22 protein-coding genes are annotated in these 19,674 nt (G+C 58.3%); 15 read left to right on the top strand and 7 right to left on the bottom strand.

What is annotated here, in order from left to right; genetic code table 11:
* The first annotated feature begins 26 nt into the window (after positions 1–26).
* From ACQCLF_RS08405 to ACQCLF_RS08390, 4 genes are all read left to right on the top strand, one after another.
* Complete coding sequence (locus ACQCLF_RS08405; RefSeq protein WP_426986193.1) at positions 27–1,754, top strand: GNAT family N-acyltransferase; 1,728 nt, start codon at positions 27–29, stop codon at positions 1,752–1,754.
* A gap of 93 nt (positions 1,755–1,847) precedes the next feature.
* Positions 1,848–2,303, top strand: coding sequence for a YaiI/YqxD family protein (locus ACQCLF_RS08400; protein ID WP_426986191.1), 456 nt, complete (start codon positions 1,848–1,850; stop codon positions 2,301–2,303).
* Positions 2,304–2,374: 71 nt separating this feature from the next.
* Positions 2,375–3,736 (top strand): UDP-N-acetylmuramate:L-alanyl-gamma-D-glutamyl-meso-diaminopimelate ligase, encoded by a 1,362-nt coding sequence (gene mpl, locus ACQCLF_RS08395; RefSeq protein WP_426986189.1) that lies wholly within the window; start codon positions 2,375–2,377, stop codon positions 3,734–3,736.
* A 50-nt stretch (positions 3,737–3,786) separates the two neighbouring features.
* The gene (locus tag ACQCLF_RS08390) at positions 3,787–4,398 is read left to right on the top strand and encodes a flavin prenyltransferase UbiX (RefSeq protein ID WP_426986187.1); all 612 of its coding nucleotides are present in this window, start codon (positions 3,787–3,789) and stop codon (positions 4,396–4,398) included.
* Between the two features lie 23 nt (positions 4,399–4,421).
* On the opposite strand, the gene waaA is transcribed toward ACQCLF_RS08390, so the two are convergent.
* On the bottom strand, positions 4,422–5,693 hold the full coding sequence (waaA, locus tag ACQCLF_RS08385; protein ID WP_426986185.1) for a lipid IV(A) 3-deoxy-D-manno-octulosonic acid transferase: 1,272 nt from the start codon (positions 5,691–5,693) through the stop codon (positions 4,422–4,424).
* A 142-nt stretch (positions 5,694–5,835) separates the two neighbouring features.
* Here waaA and hisI point away from each other — a divergent pair, with 142 nt between their 5' ends.
* The 5 genes from hisI to tatC all read left to right on the top strand — a co-directional run bounded on the left by hisI (position 5,836) and on the right by tatC (position 8,214).
* Positions 5,836–6,234 carry a phosphoribosyl-AMP cyclohydrolase gene (gene hisI, locus ACQCLF_RS08380; RefSeq protein ID WP_426986183.1) on the top strand — a complete coding sequence of 133 codons (399 nt, stop codon included), beginning with the start codon at positions 5,836–5,838 and terminating at the stop codon, positions 6,232–6,234.
* 40 nt (positions 6,235–6,274) lie between these two features.
* A complete protein-coding gene (locus ACQCLF_RS08375; protein WP_426986181.1) occupies positions 6,275–6,619 on the top strand; it encodes a phosphoribosyl-ATP diphosphatase in 345 nt (114 codons plus the stop codon).
* Positions 6,620–6,710: 91 nt separating this feature from the next.
* On the top strand, positions 6,711–6,983 hold the full coding sequence (gene tatA, locus ACQCLF_RS08370) for a twin-arginine translocase TatA/TatE family subunit (RefSeq protein WP_426986179.1): 273 nt from the start codon (positions 6,711–6,713) through the stop codon (positions 6,981–6,983).
* 41 nt (positions 6,984–7,024) lie between these two features.
* Positions 7,025–7,441 carry a Sec-independent protein translocase protein TatB gene (gene tatB / locus ACQCLF_RS08365; protein ID WP_426986177.1) on the top strand — a complete coding sequence of 139 codons (417 nt, stop codon included), beginning with the start codon at positions 7,025–7,027 and terminating at the stop codon, positions 7,439–7,441.
* Between the two features lie 8 nt (positions 7,442–7,449).
* On the top strand, positions 7,450–8,214 hold the full coding sequence (gene tatC, locus ACQCLF_RS08360) for a twin-arginine translocase subunit TatC (protein ID WP_426986175.1): 765 nt from the start codon (positions 7,450–7,452) through the stop codon (positions 8,212–8,214).
* Between the two features lie 12 nt (positions 8,215–8,226).
* Here the strand turns inward: tatC and ACQCLF_RS08355 are convergent, their stop codons facing one another.
* Positions 8,227–8,424 carry a DUF2061 domain-containing protein gene (locus ACQCLF_RS08355; protein ID WP_426986173.1) on the bottom strand — a complete coding sequence of 66 codons (198 nt, stop codon included), beginning with the start codon at positions 8,422–8,424 and terminating at the stop codon, positions 8,227–8,229.
* 314 nt (positions 8,425–8,738) lie between these two features.
* Here ACQCLF_RS08355 and cfa point away from each other — a divergent pair, with 314 nt between their 5' ends.
* Complete coding sequence (gene cfa, locus ACQCLF_RS08350) at positions 8,739–9,917, top strand: cyclopropane fatty acyl phospholipid synthase (RefSeq protein ID WP_426986171.1); 1,179 nt, start codon at positions 8,739–8,741, stop codon at positions 9,915–9,917.
* On the opposite strand, the gene ACQCLF_RS08345 is transcribed toward cfa, so the two are convergent.
* The gene (locus tag ACQCLF_RS08345; protein WP_426986169.1) at positions 9,914–10,711 is read right to left on the bottom strand and encodes a class I SAM-dependent methyltransferase; all 798 of its coding nucleotides are present in this window, start codon (positions 10,709–10,711) and stop codon (positions 9,914–9,916) included. The genes cfa and ACQCLF_RS08345 overlap by 4 nt on opposite strands.
* A gap of 122 nt (positions 10,712–10,833) precedes the next feature.
* On the opposite strand from ACQCLF_RS08345, the gene ACQCLF_RS08340 reads away from it, so the two are divergent.
* The 3 genes from ACQCLF_RS08340 to ACQCLF_RS08330 are packed head-to-tail and all read left to right on the top strand — an operon-like array spanning position 10,834 to position 13,542.
* On the top strand, positions 10,834–11,991 hold the full coding sequence (locus tag ACQCLF_RS08340) for a DnaT-like ssDNA-binding domain-containing protein (RefSeq protein WP_426986167.1): 1,158 nt from the start codon (positions 10,834–10,836) through the stop codon (positions 11,989–11,991).
* The gene (locus tag ACQCLF_RS08335; protein ID WP_426986165.1) at positions 11,903–12,574 is read left to right on the top strand and encodes a replication protein P; all 672 of its coding nucleotides are present in this window, start codon (positions 11,903–11,905) and stop codon (positions 12,572–12,574) included. The genes ACQCLF_RS08340 and ACQCLF_RS08335 overlap by 89 nt, the downstream gene beginning before the upstream one ends.
* Before the next feature lie 59 nt (positions 12,575–12,633).
* Entirely contained in the window at positions 12,634–13,542 is a 909-nt protein-coding gene (locus ACQCLF_RS08330; protein WP_426986163.1) for a glucosaminidase domain-containing protein, read from the top strand.
* A 2-nt stretch (positions 13,543–13,544) separates the two neighbouring features.
* On the opposite strand, the gene ACQCLF_RS08325 is transcribed toward ACQCLF_RS08330, so the two are convergent.
* The 3 genes from ACQCLF_RS08325 to ACQCLF_RS08315 all read right to left on the bottom strand — a co-directional run bounded on the left by ACQCLF_RS08325 (position 13,545) and on the right by ACQCLF_RS08315 (position 17,561).
* Positions 13,545–14,645 carry a polysaccharide deacetylase family protein gene (locus ACQCLF_RS08325; protein WP_426986479.1) on the bottom strand — a complete coding sequence of 367 codons (1,101 nt, stop codon included), beginning with the start codon at positions 14,643–14,645 and terminating at the stop codon, positions 13,545–13,547.
* Between the two features lie 88 nt (positions 14,646–14,733).
* Complete coding sequence (parC, locus tag ACQCLF_RS08320; protein WP_426986161.1) at positions 14,734–16,989, bottom strand: DNA topoisomerase IV subunit A; 2,256 nt, start codon at positions 16,987–16,989, stop codon at positions 14,734–14,736.
* 59 nt (positions 16,990–17,048) lie between these two features.
* Positions 17,049–17,561: an LEA type 2 family protein gene (locus tag ACQCLF_RS08315; protein WP_426986159.1), complete on the bottom strand. Its 513-nt coding sequence runs from the start codon at positions 17,559–17,561 to the stop codon at positions 17,049–17,051.
* 175 nt (positions 17,562–17,736) lie between these two features.
* Between ACQCLF_RS08315 and ACQCLF_RS08310 the strand changes: the two genes are divergently transcribed.
* Positions 17,737–18,081 carry a hypothetical protein gene (locus ACQCLF_RS08310; RefSeq protein ID WP_426986157.1) on the top strand — a complete coding sequence of 115 codons (345 nt, stop codon included), beginning with the start codon at positions 17,737–17,739 and terminating at the stop codon, positions 18,079–18,081.
* Positions 18,082–18,148: 67 nt separating this feature from the next.
* Positions 18,149–19,276 carry an FAD-dependent oxidoreductase gene (locus ACQCLF_RS08305; protein ID WP_426986155.1) on the top strand — a complete coding sequence of 376 codons (1,128 nt, stop codon included), beginning with the start codon at positions 18,149–18,151 and terminating at the stop codon, positions 19,274–19,276.
* A gap of 24 nt (positions 19,277–19,300) precedes the next feature.
* Here the strand turns inward: ACQCLF_RS08305 and ACQCLF_RS08300 are convergent, their stop codons facing one another.
* The gene (locus tag ACQCLF_RS08300; RefSeq protein WP_426986153.1) at positions 19,301–19,663 is read right to left on the bottom strand and encodes a DUF2750 domain-containing protein; all 363 of its coding nucleotides are present in this window, start codon (positions 19,661–19,663) and stop codon (positions 19,301–19,303) included.
* Positions 19,664–19,674: the final 11 nt, after the last annotated feature.

Here is a 19,674-nt window from a genome sequence, read left to right as displayed (position 1 = left end):
CTCATGCACAGGCCGAGGTGACCACCATGCTCGATATCGAACAATCCCTGAATCACAAATTCCCACGCTTTGCCCGCAGCGCCCCACTACTGCGCAGGCCGACCCTGAGTCTGCTGCGCAAGCTGGCTCACGAAAACACCATCAACCAGTTTCTCTCCGAGCATCAGACCGCTCAAGGCATTGATTTCATTGAGCGCATTTTCGACCACTTCAATTTTAACTACAGCGTTGCCCAGCGCGAACGCGACAATATTCCCGCCGAAGGACGCGTGGTGATTGTGGCCAATCACCCCATTGGCTCCCTCGATGGTCTGGCACTGATTCATCTGGTCAGTCAGGTGCGCCCCGATGTCAAAATCATCGCCAACGATCTGCTCAACGCGTTCGCACCACTGCGCGAGCTACTGCTTCCTCTGGATAATATGACCGGGCGGGCCTATCGCCAAAGCTACAAACGCATTATCAACGCACTGCACGATGAACAAGCGGTGATCGTGTTCCCGGCGGGCGAAGTCTCCCGGGCACGCCCCACCGGCATCAAAGACGGCACCTGGCGCTCGGGCTTTTTGCACTTTGCCCGCAAGACCCAGTCGCCGCTGCTGCCGGTTTTCATCCAGGCCAAGAATTCCTGGTTGTTCTACAGCGCCTCTGCGGTATTCAAACCGCTGGCGACCGCCTTGCTCGCCCACGAGATGTTCAACAAGCGCTCGGCAGAAATTCGCTTCCGCGTAGGCGAAACCATTCCCGCCCGGGCGCTGGAAGCCAAAAACCTCGCAGACAAGGCGTTGACCCAGCGCCTGAAAAAGCATGTGTATAAATTAGGACGCGGCAAGAAAACCCTGTTCGTCACCGAAAAAACCATCGCGCACCCCGAGCACCCCAATCGACTCCAGCAGGAGCTGGCCAGTGCCGAACGGCTGGGAGAAACCCGCGACGGCCAAACCATCTATCTGTGCCAGTGGGAGCAACATCCGACAGTACTGCGAGAACTGGGACGGCTGCGCGAAACCGCCTTTCGCAAGGTGGGCGAAGGCACCGGGCGCCGGCGCGATCTGGACCGCTACGACGAACACTACCAGCACCTCGTTCTTTGGGATTCCAAGCGGCTCGCCATTGCCGGGGCCTACCGCATCGGCGTTACTCGCGAACTGGTCGCCCGCCAGGGGCTGGACGGGTTGTACTCCGCCGAGCTGTTCCACCTCAAACCCGCGCTGCGCCCCTATCTGGACAGTGCGCTGGAACTGGGCCGGAGCTTCGTTAACCCCGACTACTGGGGCAAGGCCAGCCTGGACTATCTGTGGCAGGGTCTCGGCGCTTACCTGAATCACCACCCCGACATTCGCTACTTAATGGGAGCCGTCAGCCTGAGCGCCGACTACCCCAGGCCATTGCGCGACTGGCTGGTGGTTTTTCATCAGCGTTTTTACGCCCGACCGGAAACGCTTGCAGCGGCCCGCCACCCTTACCTGATCGAACCGGAGACGCGCATGGCCATGAATGGCGTGTTTGCCTCGCTCGATCGCGACACGGGTTACGCACAGTTACAAGCCCGGTTTCGCGAGAGCGCTCAGAATTTGCCGGTCATGTTCAAACACTACCCGGCGCTGTTTGAAGACAACGGCTACCATTTGCTCGCGTTCAGTGTCGACTCCGACTTCGGAGAATGTCTGGACGGCCTGTTTTTGGCCGATCTGGACGCCATGAAACCCGCCAAGAGAAAGCGATATTTGCAAACACGTCACAACGGGCTATAGTGATCCGCCCTCCCCCGGCGGACACTGAGTTCCCCGCCTGGGGCGGCTGAAGTAACCCGCCTGGGGCGACTGAAACTAAAAGGAGCGCACGGTTTGAAAATCTGGGTAGATGCGGACGCCTGTCCCGTTGCCATCAAAGACATTTTGTACAGGGCCGCCACGCGCACCGAAACCGAAGTCACCCTGGTCGCCAATCAATACCTGAAAACACCGCCGTCCAAATATATTGCGCTGGTTCAGGTCCCGAAGGGGTTTGATGTCGCCGACAACGAAATTGTCCAACGCAGTGAACCCGGTGACCTGGTCATCACCAGTGACATTCCCCTGGCCGACGAAGTCATCAGCAAGGGATGCCTGGCGCTGAGTCCGAGAGGCGAGTTGTTCAGCAAGGAGAACATCAAGTCCCGGCTGAACATCAGGGATTTCCTGGATACTCTGCGCAGCAGCGGCATCCAAAGCGGCGGCCCCTCCGCCTTAACCGCCGCCGAAAAACAGACCTTCGGCAACCAGCTTGACCGTTGGCTGCAAAAAAGAAGCCGCCTGCAGTAAACACCTCATCTACTCCCCGGTCCCGTGAACGCGTACACTGAGCGTTTTACGAGACAGAGTTTTCCCGACCTATGCATATTCACATCCTCGGCATTTGCGGTACGTTCATGGGCAGCCTGGCGCTTCTGGCGCGAGAACTCGGTCATCAGGTGACCGGCAGCGACACCAATGTCTACCCGCCCATGAGCACCCAACTGGCCAATGCCGGTATCGACTTGATGGAGGGCTACCACTCGGACCATTTGGAGCCCGCGCCGGATCTGGTCGTGATTGGCAATGCCATGAGCCGGGGCAATCCTGAAGTGGAAGCCGTGCTGGACCGGGGGCTGGCCTACACCTCGGGGCCGGAGTGGTTGCGCGAGCAGGTACTGCCCGGCAAGTGGGTCCTGGCCGTATCGGGCACCCACGGCAAAACCACCACCGCCAGCATGCTCGCCTGGATTCTTGAAGACGCCAATATGGCACCGGGGTTCCTGATTGGCGGGGTCACCCAGAACTTTCCGCATTCGGCCCGCCTGGGGGAAACGCCGTTTTTTGTGGTGGAAGCCGATGAGTACGACAGCGCATTTTTCGACAAACGCTCGAAGTTTGTTCACTACCGGCCTCGTACTCTGATCATCAACAATCTGGAGTTCGACCACGCCGATATTTTCCCGGACCTTGCCGCCATCCAGCGTCAGTTCCACCACCTGGTGCGCACGGTGCCCGCCTCAGGACTGATTATCAGTCCCGCTGGAGTCCCAGCGATTGAGGACACCCTGGAACAAGGCTGTTGGACACCGCGTCAAACACTCGGTGATGGTGGCGAATGGCAGGCGCACCTGCTTCAGACTGACGGCAGCGTCTTCGATGTCATTCACGAAGGCAAAACCGTCGCTCGGGTCGAGTGGCCCCTGACCGGACAACACAACGTGATGAACGGCCTCGCCGCTCTGGCAGCGGCCCGGCATGTTGGCGTCACGCCGGAAGTGGGCGCCGAGGCACTGGCACGCTTCCGGGGCGTTAAACGGCGCATGGAGTGCCTGGCGGATGTCCACGGCATTCGGGTCTACGACGATTTCGCCCATCACCCCACGGCCATCAAAACGACACTGGCCGGTTTGCGCGCCCGGGTCGGCGATGAAAAAATCGTGGCGCTGATCGAACCCCGCTCCAATACGATGCGCATGGGTGTACACAGGGATGCACTGCAAAACGCCTTCAGTGATGCCGATGCCGTCCTGTGGTATCAGCCAGAAGACAGCGGCTGGGACCTTGAAGCGCTGGTCAACCACAGCCCGGTGCCCGCGCAAATCGAGCACAGCATTGAGGAAATGATCCACGCCGCGCTGACGCTGGCCGAAAATGGCAGTCACCTGGTCATTATGAGCAACGGCGGCTTTGGCGGCATCCACAAACAGCTGGTCGATCAGTTGAATCGACACGCGCTATAACATTACGTACTTTAACGTTGCGTTAATAAGACCGTCACAGAGGAGCTTCCATGGACTTTGACCGCACGATTACTCTGGCGATGACCGGCGCTTCTGGCGCTCAGTACGGACTGCGTCTGCTGCAAAGCCTGCTGGCGGCGGAATGCCGGGTGTATCTGCTGCTCTCCGGCGCCGCCGAGGTGGTGATTCGCACGGAAACCAACCTTGAGTTGCCCGATACGCTTGAGGAACAGCAACTGATGCTGAGCCAGACGTTCAGCGCCGAAGACGACCAGCTCCAGATTTTCGGCCGCGAGGACTGGTTTTCACCCGTAGCCTCGGGCTCCAGCTCCCCGCATTCCATGGTCATCTGTCCGGCCAGCGGAGGAACGCTGTCGTCCATCGCGCACGGTGCCAGCAACAACCTGATCGAGCGCGCGGCCGATGTGGCGCTCAAAGAGCGTCGCCAGCTGATTCTGGTACCCCGGGAAACACCCTACTCGGAAATTCATCTGGAGAATATGCTCAAACTGACCCGAATGGGCGCTCTGATCTTACCCGCCAGCCCCGGTTTCTATATGCAACCGGATCGTGTGGAGCAGTTGGTGGACTTTGTCGTGGCGCGTGTGCTGGATCAACTGGGCATCGAGCAGGATTTAATGCCACGCTGGGGCGAAGACTAGCGCCCGGCAATACCATGCGCCGTTCAACAGTAGCGGCGGATGAGATGCAGCGTTTTCTCCAGGGCTCCGCGGTTGGCTTCCGCCACTTCGCGAGCCGCCTGACCGCGAATCTCCCGCAACGCTTCGATACCGAGCAGTTCCAGCACCGCCTCAGCCAGACTCCCGGAGTCTTCCACAACTTTCAGCGCACCCGCCTCACCAAGCAGTGCCGCCACCTCTGAAAAATTGAACAGGTGCGGCCCGCTCAACAGTGGCAAGCCCCACGCGGCAGGCTCAATCAGGTTGTGCCCTCCATTGGGCACCAGGGAGCCGCCCACAAACGCCAGGTCGCTGGCGCCATACATCGTCAACATTTCGCCCATCACATCCCCCAACACCACATCCGTGGCGCCGGTGACCGTTTCCTGGGATGAGCGCCGAGCCATTCGCAGACCGCGCACTTTCACCAAATCACCCACTGCGGCGAACCGTTCCGGGTGACGCGGCACCAGCACCAGCAACGGACGGTCCGCCATTTGCTCACGCACCTTGTCCCAAGCTTCCAGAATCACCTCGTCTTCACCACGGTGCGTGCTGGCAGCGATGCACACTTTGCGCTCTGACTCGCCTACCCAGGTGCGGCGCAACATCGCCGCTCGTTGCCGGGCGCTGTCATCCAGCGTGAGATCAAACTTGATATTGCCCGTAATATGAGTGGCTTCCGGGCGCAGCCCCAGCCGTTGAAAGCGCTCGGCGTCATCGCGGCTCTGAATACCCGCTTCACTCAAACGCTGCAACATCGCCCGGCTGAGCCCCGCGAAGCGCTGATAGCGCCGGGCCGAACGAGCCGAGAGACGGCCATTAATCAAGATCGTCGGGATTTCCCGGCGGTGGCAGGCCGCCACAACGTTGGGCCACAGCTCCGTCTCCATCAACAACAACACCCGGGGCTGCACCCGTGCCAGAAAGCGGGCCACACTGCCGGGCAAATCAAACGGCATATAGCAGTGGGCCACCGAATCGCCAAACAGGGACACTACCCGGTCAGCGCCGGTCGGCGTCGTGGTGGTCAACAGCAACATCAGACTTTCATCCTGACGCAACGCCCGCACCAGCGGCGCGGCGGCCAGCACCTCCCCCACCGAGGCGGTGTGCAGCCAGATCAGCGTGCGCCCCTCAGTACCAGGCGGCTCCACGGCACCAAACCGCTCCTTCCAGCGTTGTCCCCAACCCGCGTTGGCGCGCGCCAGCCAACGCAGTCGCAGCAGCAACAGCGGCAGTAATGCGTACCACATCAGGGAATATAACCAGCGCATGAGAACCTTCTTGTTGAGCGTTTGGAACACAATCAGCGGAGCGACAGCATACCATCAACAACCGTGGATTGACCGTGACGACGATACCTCTGGCCTGCTACACTTTCGGGCCGGCTGTTTCACTAGGGTATTCGCACACGTCATGAGCACCTCCCGTTCCTCAAACCGTTTTCTGGACCAGGTAAAATGGGATGCCAACGGCCTGGCACCCGCCATCGCTCAGGATGCCGACACAGGGCGTGTGCTGATGATGGCCTGGATGAATCGCGAAGCCCTCGCGCTGAGCGCCCAGGAAGGCCGGGCCATCTACTGGTCGCGTTCGCGCCACCAGTTATGGCGCAAAGGGGAAACCTCCGGCCATGTGCAGGAGCTGGCCGGCATTTTTCTGGATTGCGACGCTGATGTGATACTGCTGAAAGTTCGCCAGCTGGGCGGTATCGCTTGTCACACCGGGCGGGAATCCTGCTTTTTTCGTGAGCTTAAGGGCGAGCAATGGGAAACCATTGATCCCGTACTGAAAGACCCCAAAGAGATTTACTGAGGCACACGCCTCTGCACAGAGTCCCGGAGCGATACCCATTATGCAACCTCACGATGTGTTGACCGAGCTGACCCGCGTACTCGAAGCCCGTAAACAGGCGGCGGATGCCGAGGCTTCCTATGTGGCCAGTCTGCACGCCAAGGGCCTGAACAAGATTCTTGAAAAAGTCGGGGAAGAGTGCACCGAAACCCTACTGGCGGCCAAAGACGCGGAAAACAGCGGCGATCACCGGGCGCTGATCAGCGAAACCGCTGATCTGTGGTTCCACACACTGGTCATGCTGTCGCATTTGGGCGAAAATGCCGACGCGGTCCTGGCCGAGCTGGCCGGTCGGTTCGATTTATCCGGCCACGAGGAAAAAGCGGCCCGCCCGCACAATCGCTAGTCGAGGGTGCTAGTCGAGAAAGAACATACCCGCGGGGCACGCCCGGAAATACGGAGCAGCGCCCCAACACAGTATTCAAGAGGATAGAGTTATGGGATTCGGTGGCATTGGCATTTGGCAGCTCCTTATCATTCTCGCCATTGTGGTTCTGTTGTTTGGCACCAAGCGCCTGAGCAGCATCGGCAGCGACCTGGGCAAAGCGATCAAAGGTTTTAAAAAATCCGTAAAGGACGATGACGAAGACCGGGACGACAAGAACCCGGATGAGGCGACCGAGCGCAACGTCGAAGACAAAACTGACAGTGACAATGTGCATCACGCCCAGAAGGAAAAAGCTTCAACCGACGAGAAGCCCGGCCAGTAAAACCAGGCTTGCACCCGAGTTACGCGTCCGGAGACACCTGAGTGTTCGATATCGGTTTTTTTGAGCTGTTGGTGATCGCCATTGTCGGCCTAATCGTGATCGGCCCCGAGCGCCTGCCCGAGGCAGCGCGCGCTGTCGGTCTGTGGATTGGCCGACTCAAGCGCAGCCTTCGCGAAACCCGCAGCGAACTGGAACGCCAGATCGGCGCCGACGATATCCGCCGTCAACTGCACAACGAGGAAGTGATGCGCAGCCTGGAAGCGACACGCCGACAAGTCCAGCAAGCCGTGGAAGACGGCACCAAACTGCCCGCTGCCCCGACGAACCACAATGCGCCAACAGGCTCGGAAGCAGACAACGGCCTGGAACCGCCAGCCGCGTCCGAAAACGCACCGGATGCTTCCAGCGCCCATTCCGAAGACGACTCTTCTACGCCCCCAACCCAACCCAGGCCTTGAGCACCCGTATGAGTCAGTCTTCTAACGATCAAGAACTCCCGCTGGTCCAACACCTGATCGAGCTGCGCAACCGGCTGTTGCGCATTATCCTGATCGTGCTGGCGATTTTCCTGGCGCTGTTCTATTTCGCGAATGACATCTACACACTGACGGCCGCACCGCTGCAGAAATTCTTGCCGGAATCCGCCGGTATGATCGCCACTGATGTGGCTTCACCGTTTCTTACTCCGTTCAAACTCACACTGTTTGTCTCTGTTCTGCTGGCCGCACCGTTTATCCTGCATCAAATCTGGGCGTTCATCGCGCCGGGTTTGTATAAACATGAAAAGCGCCTCGCCGTGCCGCTTTTAATCTCAAGTATCCTGCTGTTCTATGGCGGCATGGCGTTCGCTTACTTCGTCGTTTTCCCACTCATTTTCGGCTTCTTCACCAGCGTGGGGCCGGAAGGCGTGGCGGTCATGACGGATATCAGCAAATATCTGGACTTCGTCCTTAAACTGTTCTTTGCCTTCGGCGTTGCCTTTGAAATCCCGATTGCCACCATTCTGATGATTCACGCCGGCATCATCACGCCCGACGGCATTTCCAAAAAGCGTCCCTATGTCGTGGTGGGTTGTTTTGTGTTGGGCATGATCCTGACCCCGCCGGATATCATTTCCCAGACCTTGTTGGCAGTGCCCATGTGGCTGCTTTTCGAAGCGGGCGTCTTTTTTGGACGCATGGTGTATCGGCGTGACCGGCAACGCGAGGAAGAAGACGAGCAATCGCTTTAACCCCCCGCTAACTTAAACGGTTTTCGACGCAACCGTCTGCCGCTGACCAAAACGCTTCCAGCCCAGTTCGTGGAAATGGTAGGCCACGGTATTCACGGCCGGCTCCACCAACGCCACGGCCCCACCTAGCACTATGCTACCGGTTATGATGTAGGTCACACTGAACGCCACCGTGAAGTGTACGGCCGCAAACGTCATCGTCTTAGTCATCGCCCTTACCTCCAGATCTGACGGTAACTCTCACCGTCCTTAACCTTTACCGAAATGATAACGATTCCCGATATTTTATAAAAATTAATTTCCTTTAAAGTATTGATAGTATTCCGCAATCAACGGCCACGCTTTCTTCCACCCCGCCCGCCACCCGGCAAGCATTGGACTTGACAATAGCTCCCATAACTTATAACTATTGGCACAGAGGCAGTAAGGCTTTTAGGTTAACCTCACCGGAAGCACTTACCGGTCCAGCAATCCGGGCAGTGCCGCCACCCTGTTATGTTCAAAACACAGGAGAATGATGGATTATGGCGAACTCCACCGACGCTCCCACCCACTCGGCGCCATCGATCAGAAAACTGACCGCCGCCGAAGAGTTCTTTCGTCGACTGGCCGCCGAAGCGGACATCCGTATCAATGGCGACCGCCCCTGGGATATTCGGGTGTACGACCCGTCGTTCCTGTCCCGCGCTTTGTCATCCGGTGCCCCCCTGGCGTTCGCAGAAGCCTACATGCAGGGACACTGGGATTGTGAGCGTATCGACGAAATGCTCACCCGGGTGATTCACGCTCACCTCGACCGCAAAGTCCGCAAATTCGGCACTTTTCAGCTCATCAAAGCCTACATCAGCGCCGCCGTCATCAACAAACAAGACCCCAACCGGTCTTTTCAGGTCGGCGAGGTTCACTACGACATTGGTAACGACCTGTACGAACGCATGCTCGATTCCCGCATGATCTACAGTTGCGGGTACTGGGCCAACGCCGACAATCTTGAGGAAGCCCAATACCAGAAACTCGACCTCATCTGCCGAAAGCTCAAGCTGGAACCGGGGATGACACTGCTGGATATTGGCTGCGGGTGGGGCGGCCTGGCCGAATTTGCGGCCCGGCATTACGGAGCCAGGGTAACCGGCATCACCATTTCCAAGGAACAGCAACGGCTGGCGCAGGAGCACTGCGCCGGCTTGCCGGTGTCTATTGAACTAGTGGATTACCGCTCTCTGGAGGGGCAGTTCGACCGCATTGTCTCCGTCGGCATGTTCGAGCACGTCGGGCACAAGAACTACCGGACCTATTTTGAAGCCGCCAGCCGACTGCTCGCGGACGACGGCCTGTTCCTGCTCCATACCATTGGCACCGAACGGGAACAGAACGGCGTCGATCCCTTCATTGAAAAATACATTTTCCCCAACGGTGAAATCCCCTGCCGCCGACTGATTAATGACAACAGCCTCGGGTTACTGCGAATGGAGGACTGGCACAATTTCGGACCCGACTACGATCGCACCCTGATGGCCTGGTGGGACAATTTCGAGGCCGCCTGGCCGGAGCTCAAAACCGAATACGACCAGGGGCACTTTTATCGCATGTGGAAATATTACTTGCTCAGCTGCGCCGCCTATTTCCGCTCCCGCGAGGGTCAGCTCTGGCAAATTGTGTACAGTAAGCCGGACAGCCTGAGCGAATATCGAAGCCTGCGCTAGACGAGCGCGGCAATATAGGCCAGCCAGCCGGGCTGGTTTTGCATTTTCTTGCGTTCACGGAAGCTGCCATCAGCCACATCCCAGTAGATGTGCAGTTTCCTGAAACCGGCCTCCTCAAGCATCTCGCGAATTTCCACCATTGACCAGGCACGCCAGACATATTTGAAGGCGCGCGGCATTTCACTGCCGTCCTTGAAACGAAAGTGAATGTAGTTCACCGCTTCATTAGTGCGCGGATCAAAACTGTGCTGGTCCCATACGTAAGTAAACCCACCCTCGATTTTACGCGGTTCTTCCATGACCTCCTGGGACTCCCAGCCACCGTACATATCGAGAAAGAAAATGCCATCTTCTACCAGGGATTTTCGTACGGCCTGGAAGTACCGGATCATTTCTTTTCGTTCCTGAAAAATCCAGTAACTGAAATTCATCGCGTTGATACAATCGAATTTCCGGCGGCTCACTTTGCGCACATCCCGCCGTGCCAGCTCCACTCGGTTGCCTGGCTCCCCTATGGGGGTCAGATTGTGTTCAATGCCCCACTCCAACACATCGGGGTCAATATCCACCCCCAGCGCTGTGCGCTTTTTGTGGCTGGCCACCCAGTGGCCACACAGCAGCCCGGTGCCGCAAAAATCCTCCCGCATGGAAAACGGGCGACGTTTGCGCAACTTTTTGAAGGTCTTGTCGAAAAACGCGACCTCGAACTCTGGTGCCTGCACACTGCGCTGATAGAGATCATGACGATCGGCGTTTTTTGCGGTAAAGCGGGGTTGGGTCTTTTTCCTGGCCAAAACAGCCTCCGGAGTCAGTTTTGCGACACTGGGTTACAGCAAGCGAGATATCTTAAAAAACCAAGCGCTGTATAATAACAGCCCAATGCACCCCGTCTGCAAACAGTGCTACAGTGGCTTTCATGACGTCATCGCTGATTCCCGAAAAACCTCTGCTTTTCTCGCCCTCTCTGGCCGCCACGATCGGTCTGGAGGAAGCCATAATGCTCAGCGCCCTCAACGAAGTGGCCCAGCATCGCTCCGGCACTTACCACAACGGCTACCAATGGCGGAAGCTCGACGCGCACGGGATGGAGACCCTGCTGCCTTTCTGGGCCCCACAGGACCTGCAACGAGTGGCCAAAAGCCTGCGCGATAAGGGCATTATCCTGATCGAGTCGCCGCCTTACACTGAGTGTGGACACCTGTTATTCGCCTTCAACGAAACCGAGCGTAGCGCCCCATCCCCGGAGCCTACGAAGCTCTCCACCTTAACGGACCGGGCAACCTTAACAGACCGGGCTACCTCAACAGGTCGGGCCAACCGTATCTCTCCTCACTGGCAGCCCGATGCCGAATTGATGCGCCGGGTCGCCCAGCACAATATCCCCGAACACTTCGTCCGAGAGCAATTGCCGGAATTCATTGCCTACTGGCGCGAGCGGGGGGAAAGTCACCACGCGTGGGGCGCCAAATTCCTCAAACACCTGGTGCGCCAGTGGCGCGAGACGGAGGCGGAACACCAGGCCCGGCGCGATCGCGAAACAGCCATGCGCGCTCAATGGCGGCCAAGCCAAGACGCCATTGAGGTGCTGGAGCGCCACGCCGGTATCAGTTCGGCCTTCATCGAGGATGCCATCCCCGAGTTTGTGCTGTACTGGCAGGAACGGGGCGACGTCGGAAGAACCTGGAACAGTAAATTCATCCAGCACGTAAAACGTCAATGGCTGAGGTATAATGCGGCATTGGAGCACGATACCGAGCCGCGCCGGATCGCCCCGGACTGGCAACCCAGCCGGGACGTCTACGATGTACTGAAACTGGCGAATATCGATCTGGAATTCGCCCGGCATCAGGTTCCGGAGTTCGTGCTTTACTGGCGGGACAGCAACCAGCTTCACAATTCCTGGAACACCAAGTTCCTGCAGCATGTGAAGTTCCACTGGGCGCGCCAGCACGCATTGACCACGTACAACCCACAGGCAGGCCAAGATGCAGGACAGCAAGACTTTAGTCGAGCAGGCACAACACGCGATCGCAGCCTCGTCCAAGACCTCACAGACCGAAGCTGGGCACGGTGAGTCACCGCGCCGTGTGGCCAGCGATGCGCATATTGACGCGCTGAACGAGGCATTTGCGCTGTTCCGTATTAATTACCACAACCAGTATTACAAAGCCTACAGTGACACACAGGTCCTGAACCAGATCAAGAAACTCTGGCTCGACAGCCTGCTGCCCTTCGAGCCGGACACGTTGCGCCGCGGCGCCCGCCGTGTAATAGAAACCTCCGAGTTCCTGCCCACCCTGAACCGTATGATCCGCGCCTGCCAGGGCGATCCCGAGGCGTGTGGCCTACCGGACGCACACAGCGCCTACGTTGAGGCCTGTCGGGCGCCAAGCCCAAAAGCCGCTTACCACTGGAGCCATCCGGCGGTGTATCACGCGGGCGTCGCCAGTGACTGGTTCTTCCTCTCCGGCAGTCCGGAACACCACGCCTTTCCGGTGTTCGAGCGGCATTACAACAAGCTGTGCGAACGGGTCATGAATGGCGAGACCCTGTCGCAACCACAAGCTCCGGCACTGCCGGAAACCACCGAGACGCCACTCTCACCAGAGGAAAACCATCGGCGCCTGGACGCCCTGCGGCGCGAGCTGGATCTCTGAGCCCATAAATTCCCACCTGATCTAACCGACTTGATGAGCAACAACCCCAAGGAGATGTTATGAAGCAAGGTTTTACCCAGTGGATGCTGGGTCTTGGCCTGGTCGCGTTCCCCATTGGCTGCCTGGTGCTGGCCCTGTATCTGGCGTACCACCTGCCGCAACCACTGGAAGAAGTGACTGAACCGGAAGAGCCGGTTGTCCCTCGTCCTGCAGAACTGACCAAGCTGCCGGAGTTCGACAAAATCGAAACGGTACCGGACCGCAAGCAGCGCTTCTTTGCCACGTTGATGCCCATGGTGGAATGGCGCAATCATCAGCTCACCCGCCTTCGTGGCGACATCGAAGCCATGATCACCCAACTGGATGCCGGGGAAACGTTGAGCGGCCGACAGGAAGCTGAGCTGGAGCGACTGCGTATTCACTTTCGGGTGACAGAAGACAACTACCCCGACACCCGCGAAGCGCTTGATGTGCTGATGCGCCGCTCCGATATTATTCCCCCGGAGATGGTTCTGGCCCAGGCGGCCGCTGAATCTGGTTGGGGCACCTCCCGTTTCGCCCAGGAAGGCAATAATCTGTTTGGCCAGTGGTGCTATCGCCGGGGCTGTGGTTTGGTGCCCAACTCACGTCCAGAGGGTGCCAGTCACGAGGTTCAGAAGTTCAGTACAGTCAATGAAGCCGTAGCCACCTATTTCCGAAACATCAACACCAACCATGCGTACCGGGAAGTGCGTCAGATTCGCGCCGAACAGCGCGCTCTAGAAGAGGAGCCAACCGGGATAGCGATGGTAGAAGGTTTGCATCGCTACTCCAGCCGCGGACAGGCTTACATTGAAGAGCTAAAAGAGCTGATCCGCTATAACGAGCTGGAGAATGTTCACGAGGTCTGGCTGGCCAGCAATGCTGCCTCCGAGGAGGAAGACACGGAGGCTATCAGCGAGGTGGCCTCCGATGACCAGGAAGAATGAGCTCATTGCTCGTGGACCCAGCGCCCCTCCTGATCCGTCACCAGCCATTGCTGGGAGAACCAGTAAAACCGCCCGCGCTCTCCACTTGAGGCAGTGCAGTTATAGCGGACACGCCCTGGTCGCAACGCGTCATTGGCACGTGTGATCAGGGTCTCACCTTCCACCCGCGTCTCTATGGCACCCTGGCCGGATGCGAAGCAGTTAATACGTTCGGCCAGCGCCTTCTCCGACAGTGTGATCGCCAAAACCGGGCGCTGCCCGGCGGGCACCACCACCTCTTTCAATGGTGACTGCCGTCCCATGTCAGCGTAGAGCGATACGGAATCAATCGGCATGGGGCGGGTATTTACCTTGGTCGCAAAATCCTCCAGGTCACCATAGGCGCCCCCAAACGGAAACCGGGGCAGTGCCTGCAAGTCGCTGTGCTCTCCCACCGGTCCGGACTGCTGGCCAAACGCCACAAAGCCCAACGATTTCAGCAGCGTCTTGACCTCATTGTTGTACTCACCATAGGGGTACGCGACAATCTTGTGGCTCTGTCCGGTTTCCTCCTCAATGCGCGCCTCGGCTTCCACTACCTCACGCTCAATCCGTTGCCGCCAGGCCTTTTCGCCCTCGCCATCGCGACGGCGCTGTAAGTGGTTGTGGTGAGTGGTGTGGTTGGCAATGATCGCGCCATTGTTCGCCATTTCCTTCAGCTGCGCCCAGGAAGCAAACCCGGATTTGTTCTGGTCCAGCGGGACCGTATTCACGAACACGGTAAAAGGCCAGTCCCGTTTTTTGAGCAGGGGAAACGCCTCGGTGTAAACCGATGAGTAGGCATCATCAAACGTGATAGCGATAGTACGATCCGGCAACGATTTACCGTCACGCCGCGCCTCCACCAGCGCCTCCAGGGACACCACCTCAAAGTCGTGTTCCGCCAGGTAATCCATGTGTTCACGAAAACGATCCGGCGTCACACTGGTGGCCGCGGGGGTGGTATCACTCACATGGTGGTATTGAAGCACCACCGAGGCACGCGCTGGAGAGGCAACACCGTCCAGGCAAACCCCGATCAGGCCCACCGCCACCAGTACCAGCGTCTGTTTCACCGATTGCATTGACACAGCATCTCTCCTGCTTCTATTCCCGTTTCTATTCCTGTTTCCGAGCCCGTTTCCTTGCCCGGCCCCGTTTGACCGGAGCGGTTTATTTCACCACGTCTGCGCGATCCACTTTTTGAAAACCGCGCGGGAGCTTGTTGCCACGGCGGCCACGCTCGCCCCGATAGTGATCGAGATCCCCCGCCTTCAAGGTTAAATGACGCTTACCGGTGTGCAGCGTCAGCGCCTCTCCCGGACCAATCACACAGACAGCGATCACGTATTCTTCACGACTCTGTACCCGGGCCGAGGGAATATTCATGATCTTGTTCCCCTTACCGCGTGCCAGCTCCGGCAACTCCGACACCGGGAAGACGAGCAAACGCCCTTCATTGCTCACGGCGGCCAACATCGTGTTGTCGGGGTTACCCACCACTTGCGGCGGCAACACCCGCCCCCCTTTGGGCAAGGTGAGCATGGCTTTGCCCGCCCGATTTTTACTGTACAAATCCCCCAGTTTGGCCACAAAGCCGTACCCGGCGTCCGAGGCCAGCAGAACTCGCTGTTCGTCAGCGCCCATCAACGCCCCCTCGAACGTCGCGCCATTGGGTGGATTCAACCGGCCACTAAGAGGTTCGCCCTGGCCGCGAGCAGAGGGCAGGTTATGCGCGGCAATGGCGTAGCTCCGACCCGTGGAATCCAGAAGCAGCACACTCTGGTTGGTCTTGCCCCGCACCGCAAACTGAAACTTGTCGCCAGCTTTGTAGTTAAGCGCCGCCGGGTCGATATCGTGTCCTTTGGCCGAGCGAATCCAGCCTTTTTCCGACACCACAACCGTCACCGGGTCGACGCCCATCAGCTCCGTTTCGCTGAAGGCCTGGGCCTCTTCGCGCTCCACGATGGGCGAGCGGCGATCATCGCCGTAGGTCTCGGCCACTTCTTTCAGTTCCTTACGCACCAGGTTTTTCAGACGTGTGGCGGAACCCAGGGTTTTCTCCAGTGAGTCACGTTCTTTTTCCAGTGCCTCCTGCTCCGAACGGATTTTCACCTCTTCCAGTCGCGCCAGTTGGCGCAACCTGGTATCCAGAATGTAGTCGGCTTGCACTTCACTCAACTCGAAGCGCTTCATCAACACGGGCTTGGGTTCATCCTCCGTGCGAATAATGTGAATCACCTCATCGATATTGAGGTAAGCCACCAAAAGCCCTTCCAACAGATGCAAACGCTTTTGTACCTTATCGAGGCGGAACTGCAGACGCCGACGAGTGGTCACGGTACGGAAACTCAGCCACTCGGAGAGGATATCCAGCAGGCTTTTCACACCGGGTCGTCCGTCGATACCGATCATGTTCATGTTGACCCGGTAGGTTTTTTCCAGGTCGGTACTGGCGAACAGGTGCTGCATTAACGGCTCGGTATCCACACGGCTCGAGCGCGGGGTAATCACCAGGCGGGTAGGGTTTTCGTGGTCGGATTCATCGCGCAGGTCAGTGACCATGGGTAACTTTTTGGCCTGCATCTGGCCGGCAATCTGTTCCAGCACTTTCGAGCCGCTCACCTGATGCGGAATCGCGGTGATAATCAGATCGCCCGTGTCTTTTTCCTTGTGCCAGACGGCACGCATCCGCAAACTGCCGCGACCGGTTTCGTACATTTTGAGCAAGTCGGCGCGGGGCGTAATCAACTCCGCTTCCGTCGGCATATCCGGGCCGAGCACAAACTCACACAAGTCCGCGACGTTCGCTCCGGGATGATCCAAAAGATGCACGCAGGCATTGACCACTTCGCGCAAATTGTGGGGTGGGATGTCGGTAGCCATACCCACCGCGATACCGGTAGTGCCGTTGAGCAACACATTGGGTACCCGCGCCGGGAGCACCTTCGGCTCGTCCATGGTGCCATCAAAGTTGGGCTGCCAGTCTACAGTGCCCTGTCCCAACTCTTCGAGCAAAACCTCGCTATACCGCGCCAACCGGGATTCCGTGTAACGCATGGCAGCGAAGGACTTGGGATCGTCCGGCGAGCCCCAGTTACCCTGCCCGTCTACCAACGGATAACGGTAGGAGAAACTCTGGGCCATGAGCACCATGGATTCATACGCGGCGGAATCGCCGTGCGGATGAAATTTACCAATCACGTCACCGACGGTGCGAGCTGACTTTTTGTATTTGGCGGTGGCTTTTAACCCCAGCTCACTCATCGCATAGACAATACGCCGCTGAACCGGTTTGAGGCCGTCGCCAATATTGGGCAGGGCGCGGTCGAGAATGACGTACATGGAATAGTCCAGGTACGCCTTTTCAGTGTATTCCTTAAGAGGGATGCGCTCTTCGGCGTCCGGGGATACTACGACTTCGTTCATGCAAGTTCCTGATCGATTGATACGCTTGGGGCCATTCTGACAAGAGCACAGCCGTACCGTTAGTACTGCAGGCGAATTTGACCCTCTTCCTGCACACGCATAGCGGGCAGCCACTGACTAAAGTCCAGCTTCGCGTCGAAGTTGTAGTTAACCTGATCGGTCACGCCACGCTGGCTGAAGTGCTGCACCAGACGGGCGATGGAAAGCAGATTGGCACTGACTTCAACGGTCACCGGTGTTTCTTCATAGGCTTTGAGCGTAGGCACCTGGCTGGTGACTCCACTCAAAACGTCGATATTTTCGATGCCGATGTTATAAGAGATGCCACGTACGGACAAATCGCGTCCATTGGGATTGGTAATGCCCAAATGCACGGCCAACCGCTGCTCCATGCCTCTGGCGGGCAACAGCTCAAGACCGGTGACTTTGACATTCGGCTTCTCCACACCGAGTGGGATGCTGGAACAGGCGGACAGGAGCAAGGCCGCCAAGGCCAGCAACACCGCGTGGACAAAGGCAGGGCGCAGGTCTGCCCGACGATTCAAAGCAGGTTGACTTGTTACAGGCGTCATAAATGGGTTTGCTCCTGTTTAATGGAAACGGCCCGTCAGATTAACCCAACCTGACCTGAATCACGGAAGGTTGCGGGTGCTTTTGTGAGGCCGGTCACAGGCATATCACCACCCCTGTGGTGTAATCCCGCTCTGGCCCGGCAACAGCCCTACCGCACCACCAAAGAGGAAATCTATGCCTACGCATCCGCTCAGCCCGGACGAGTTATTGGGCAGCCGGGAGATCCAGTTTATCGACCGCCAGGAAACCAACTATCCCAACCTGATGCGGCTGTGCCTTGATTTCGACTTCTGTGTCCTGCAATTGTTGCACAGTACCGGCGTGCCCACCGCCAATACCTCTTTCATTCTGGCCACACAGGACTATCGCCTGACCCCGACCGCCGCCATCAGCCCGGCCTTTGCGCAGCTCGACCAGCTCGAAGCGTACGTTCATCTGCATCAGGTCGATATTCTACACAACTATCTGTTCGGTTTTGTCGAAGAGGATATCGCCAGCGGCGGGAACCCGCGGGAATAATGTCTCACGCGTAGACGTTGCCGCCACTCTCCGCTATGCTCTCGGCTTTTGCCCGAGCGCTGTTGTTATGCGAACACTGCTTCTGGCCGGTGGAGGCCTGACGCATGCTTTCTACTTGGCGAATGCCCGCCACTTACTACCCGATGACACCAGGGTGGTCCTCCTGTCGCCAGAACGCTTCGTCCCTTATTCCGGCATGTTGCCAGGGCTGATCGCGGGGCACTATCGTTTTCGCGACTGCCATATTGACCTGGGTGCATTGTGCCGTCACACCGGCACCGAGTTGACGTTTGCGCGGCTGCAATCTCTCGATCCCGATCAGAAGCAGGCCCATCTGGACAACGGTGAAGTTATCGCCTTCGATCTGCTCTCCCTGAATACAGGCCTCCAGGCACCCACACACATCGAAGGGCTACACACCCACGGCATGAGCCTGCGCTCCATCAGCCGCTTCTTACCGCGCTGGCAAGGTGCTCTGAACCGCTTGCGGAATCGCCCTCGCAACGCACCGGCCGATCTGGTTGTGGTCGGTGGCAATGTCGATGGCATTGAAATGGCTCTGGCCATTCGCCGTTTTCTCAATCAGGACACCACGATTAAAGCGCCGGTAACGGTTCACCTCGCTCACTCTGGCGGCAAGCTGCTGCCCGACATGCCCCTTGCCGCTCAGTTGCGAGCGGCGCAACTGCTGCAGGAGCGAGAGGTTCGGGTACACCCTCTGTTTGAAGTCTCGCAGGTCAATGAGTCTCAGGTACGGACCCGACACCACCAACACTTGCCCGCCGACGAGGTACTCTGGTGCGTCTCGGGCAAACCAGGCAGGTGGGTACGGGAAGCGGGTTTACCCCTGACTGAAAACGGGTTGTTGCAGGTCGACCGCCATTTGCAGGTGGCCGGTCACCCCGACATTTTCGCGGCCGGCGCGCTTGCCAGCGTTGCCGGGGGACATCAAGGCAGCGCCGCGGCGACGCTGGCGTGGCGACAGGCACCAGTGCTCTCCGCCAATCTGGCGCGCCGACTGGCCGGTGAGCGGTTGCGTCGCTTTCGCCCCAACAAACCGGTGATAACCACCATTATCACTCAGGATCATTACGGTCTTGCGCGCTACGGTCAATGGGTATGGGGAAGCCGATGGCTGGTGGCTTGGAAGCGGCGCCGGGACCTCAAGATCATGCGCCGTTTTCCCCGCCCCTAAGGCTGAAAACGTCGGCCTTGGGCGTCATTCCATTTCCTGCTCGAACTCCTCAAGCAAATCCATCGGCTCGTACTCTCCGCCTTCCAGTTCGTCATCCCAGTTGACACCGACCAACAGCTCGTCATCGTGCATGCCGGGCAACCAGTCATCGAGCAGTTCTTCCAGCTCGATGGCCACCGGTTGGTAATCCGCCCACTCTTCCCGGCAGTGCACCCGCGCCAGAGCTTCATCGGACCAGAGCGGCATGACATCGCTCTCACCGTACTTTTCCGAGGGGCACAGCGCCCAACCTTCTGGCCCCTCCAGCCCGAACACGCAGCCTTTCTCCAGCGCTTCGACAATAAAGCGGTCAAAGTTTTCGAGGGGGTCGTCGCTCAGTGGCGTCATGGCAGTGTCCC

Source organism: Marinimicrobium sp. ARAG 43.8, assembly GCF_050113635.1.
Taxonomy (GTDB): domain Bacteria; phylum Pseudomonadota; class Gammaproteobacteria; order Pseudomonadales; family Cellvibrionaceae; genus Marinimicrobium.
Note: the sequence above shows the minus strand (reverse complement) of the source record. Positions and strands in the feature narration are given on the sequence as shown.

Bases quoted from the DNA above. Each gene is read 5' to 3' on its own strand.
- ACQCLF_RS08355 (WP_426986173.1), bottom strand. From the start codon at position 8,424: ATGACTAAGACGATGACGTTTGCGGCCGTACACTTCACGGTGGCGTTC.
- ACQCLF_RS08310 (WP_426986157.1), top strand. From the start codon at position 17,737: ATGCCTACGCATCCGCTCAGCCCGGACGAGTTATTGGGCAGCCGGGAG.
- ACQCLF_RS08340 (WP_426986167.1), top strand. From the start codon at position 10,834: ATGACGTCATCGCTGATTCCCGAAAAACCTCTGCTTTTCTCGCCCTCT.
- tatC (WP_426986175.1), top strand. From the start codon at position 7,450: ATGAGTCAGTCTTCTAACGATCAAGAACTCCCGCTGGTCCAACACCTG.
- ACQCLF_RS08375 (WP_426986181.1), top strand. From the start codon at position 6,275: ATGCAACCTCACGATGTGTTGACCGAGCTGACCCGCGTACTCGAAGCC.
- ACQCLF_RS08390 (WP_426986187.1), top strand. From the start codon at position 3,787: ATGGACTTTGACCGCACGATTACTCTGGCGATGACCGGCGCTTCTGGC.
- ACQCLF_RS08300 (WP_426986153.1), bottom strand. From the start codon at position 19,663: ATGACGCCACTGAGCGACGACCCCCTCGAAAACTTTGACCGCTTTATT.
- ACQCLF_RS08305 (WP_426986155.1), top strand. From the start codon at position 18,149: ATGCGAACACTGCTTCTGGCCGGTGGAGGCCTGACGCATGCTTTCTAC.
- hisI (WP_426986183.1), top strand. From the start codon at position 5,836: ATGAGCACCTCCCGTTCCTCAAACCGTTTTCTGGACCAGGTAAAATGG.
- parC (WP_426986161.1), bottom strand. From the start codon at position 16,989: ATGAACGAAGTCGTAGTATCCCCGGACGCCGAAGAGCGCATCCCTCTT.
- ACQCLF_RS08405 (WP_426986193.1), top strand. From the start codon at position 27: ATGCTCGATATCGAACAATCCCTGAATCACAAATTCCCACGCTTTGCC.
- ACQCLF_RS08330 (WP_426986163.1), top strand. From the start codon at position 12,634: ATGAAGCAAGGTTTTACCCAGTGGATGCTGGGTCTTGGCCTGGTCGCG.
- waaA (WP_426986185.1), bottom strand. From the start codon at position 5,693: ATGCGCTGGTTATATTCCCTGATGTGGTACGCATTACTGCCGCTGTTG.
- ACQCLF_RS08335 (WP_426986165.1), top strand. From the start codon at position 11,903: ATGCAGGACAGCAAGACTTTAGTCGAGCAGGCACAACACGCGATCGCA.
- mpl (WP_426986189.1), top strand. From the start codon at position 2,375: ATGCATATTCACATCCTCGGCATTTGCGGTACGTTCATGGGCAGCCTG.
- ACQCLF_RS08315 (WP_426986159.1), bottom strand. From the start codon at position 17,561: ATGACGCCTGTAACAAGTCAACCTGCTTTGAATCGTCGGGCAGACCTG.
- cfa (WP_426986171.1), top strand. From the start codon at position 8,739: ATGGCGAACTCCACCGACGCTCCCACCCACTCGGCGCCATCGATCAGA.
- tatA (WP_426986179.1), top strand. From the start codon at position 6,711: ATGGGATTCGGTGGCATTGGCATTTGGCAGCTCCTTATCATTCTCGCC.
- ACQCLF_RS08325 (WP_426986479.1), bottom strand. From the start codon at position 14,645: ATGCAATCGGTGAAACAGACGCTGGTACTGGTGGCGGTGGGCCTGATC.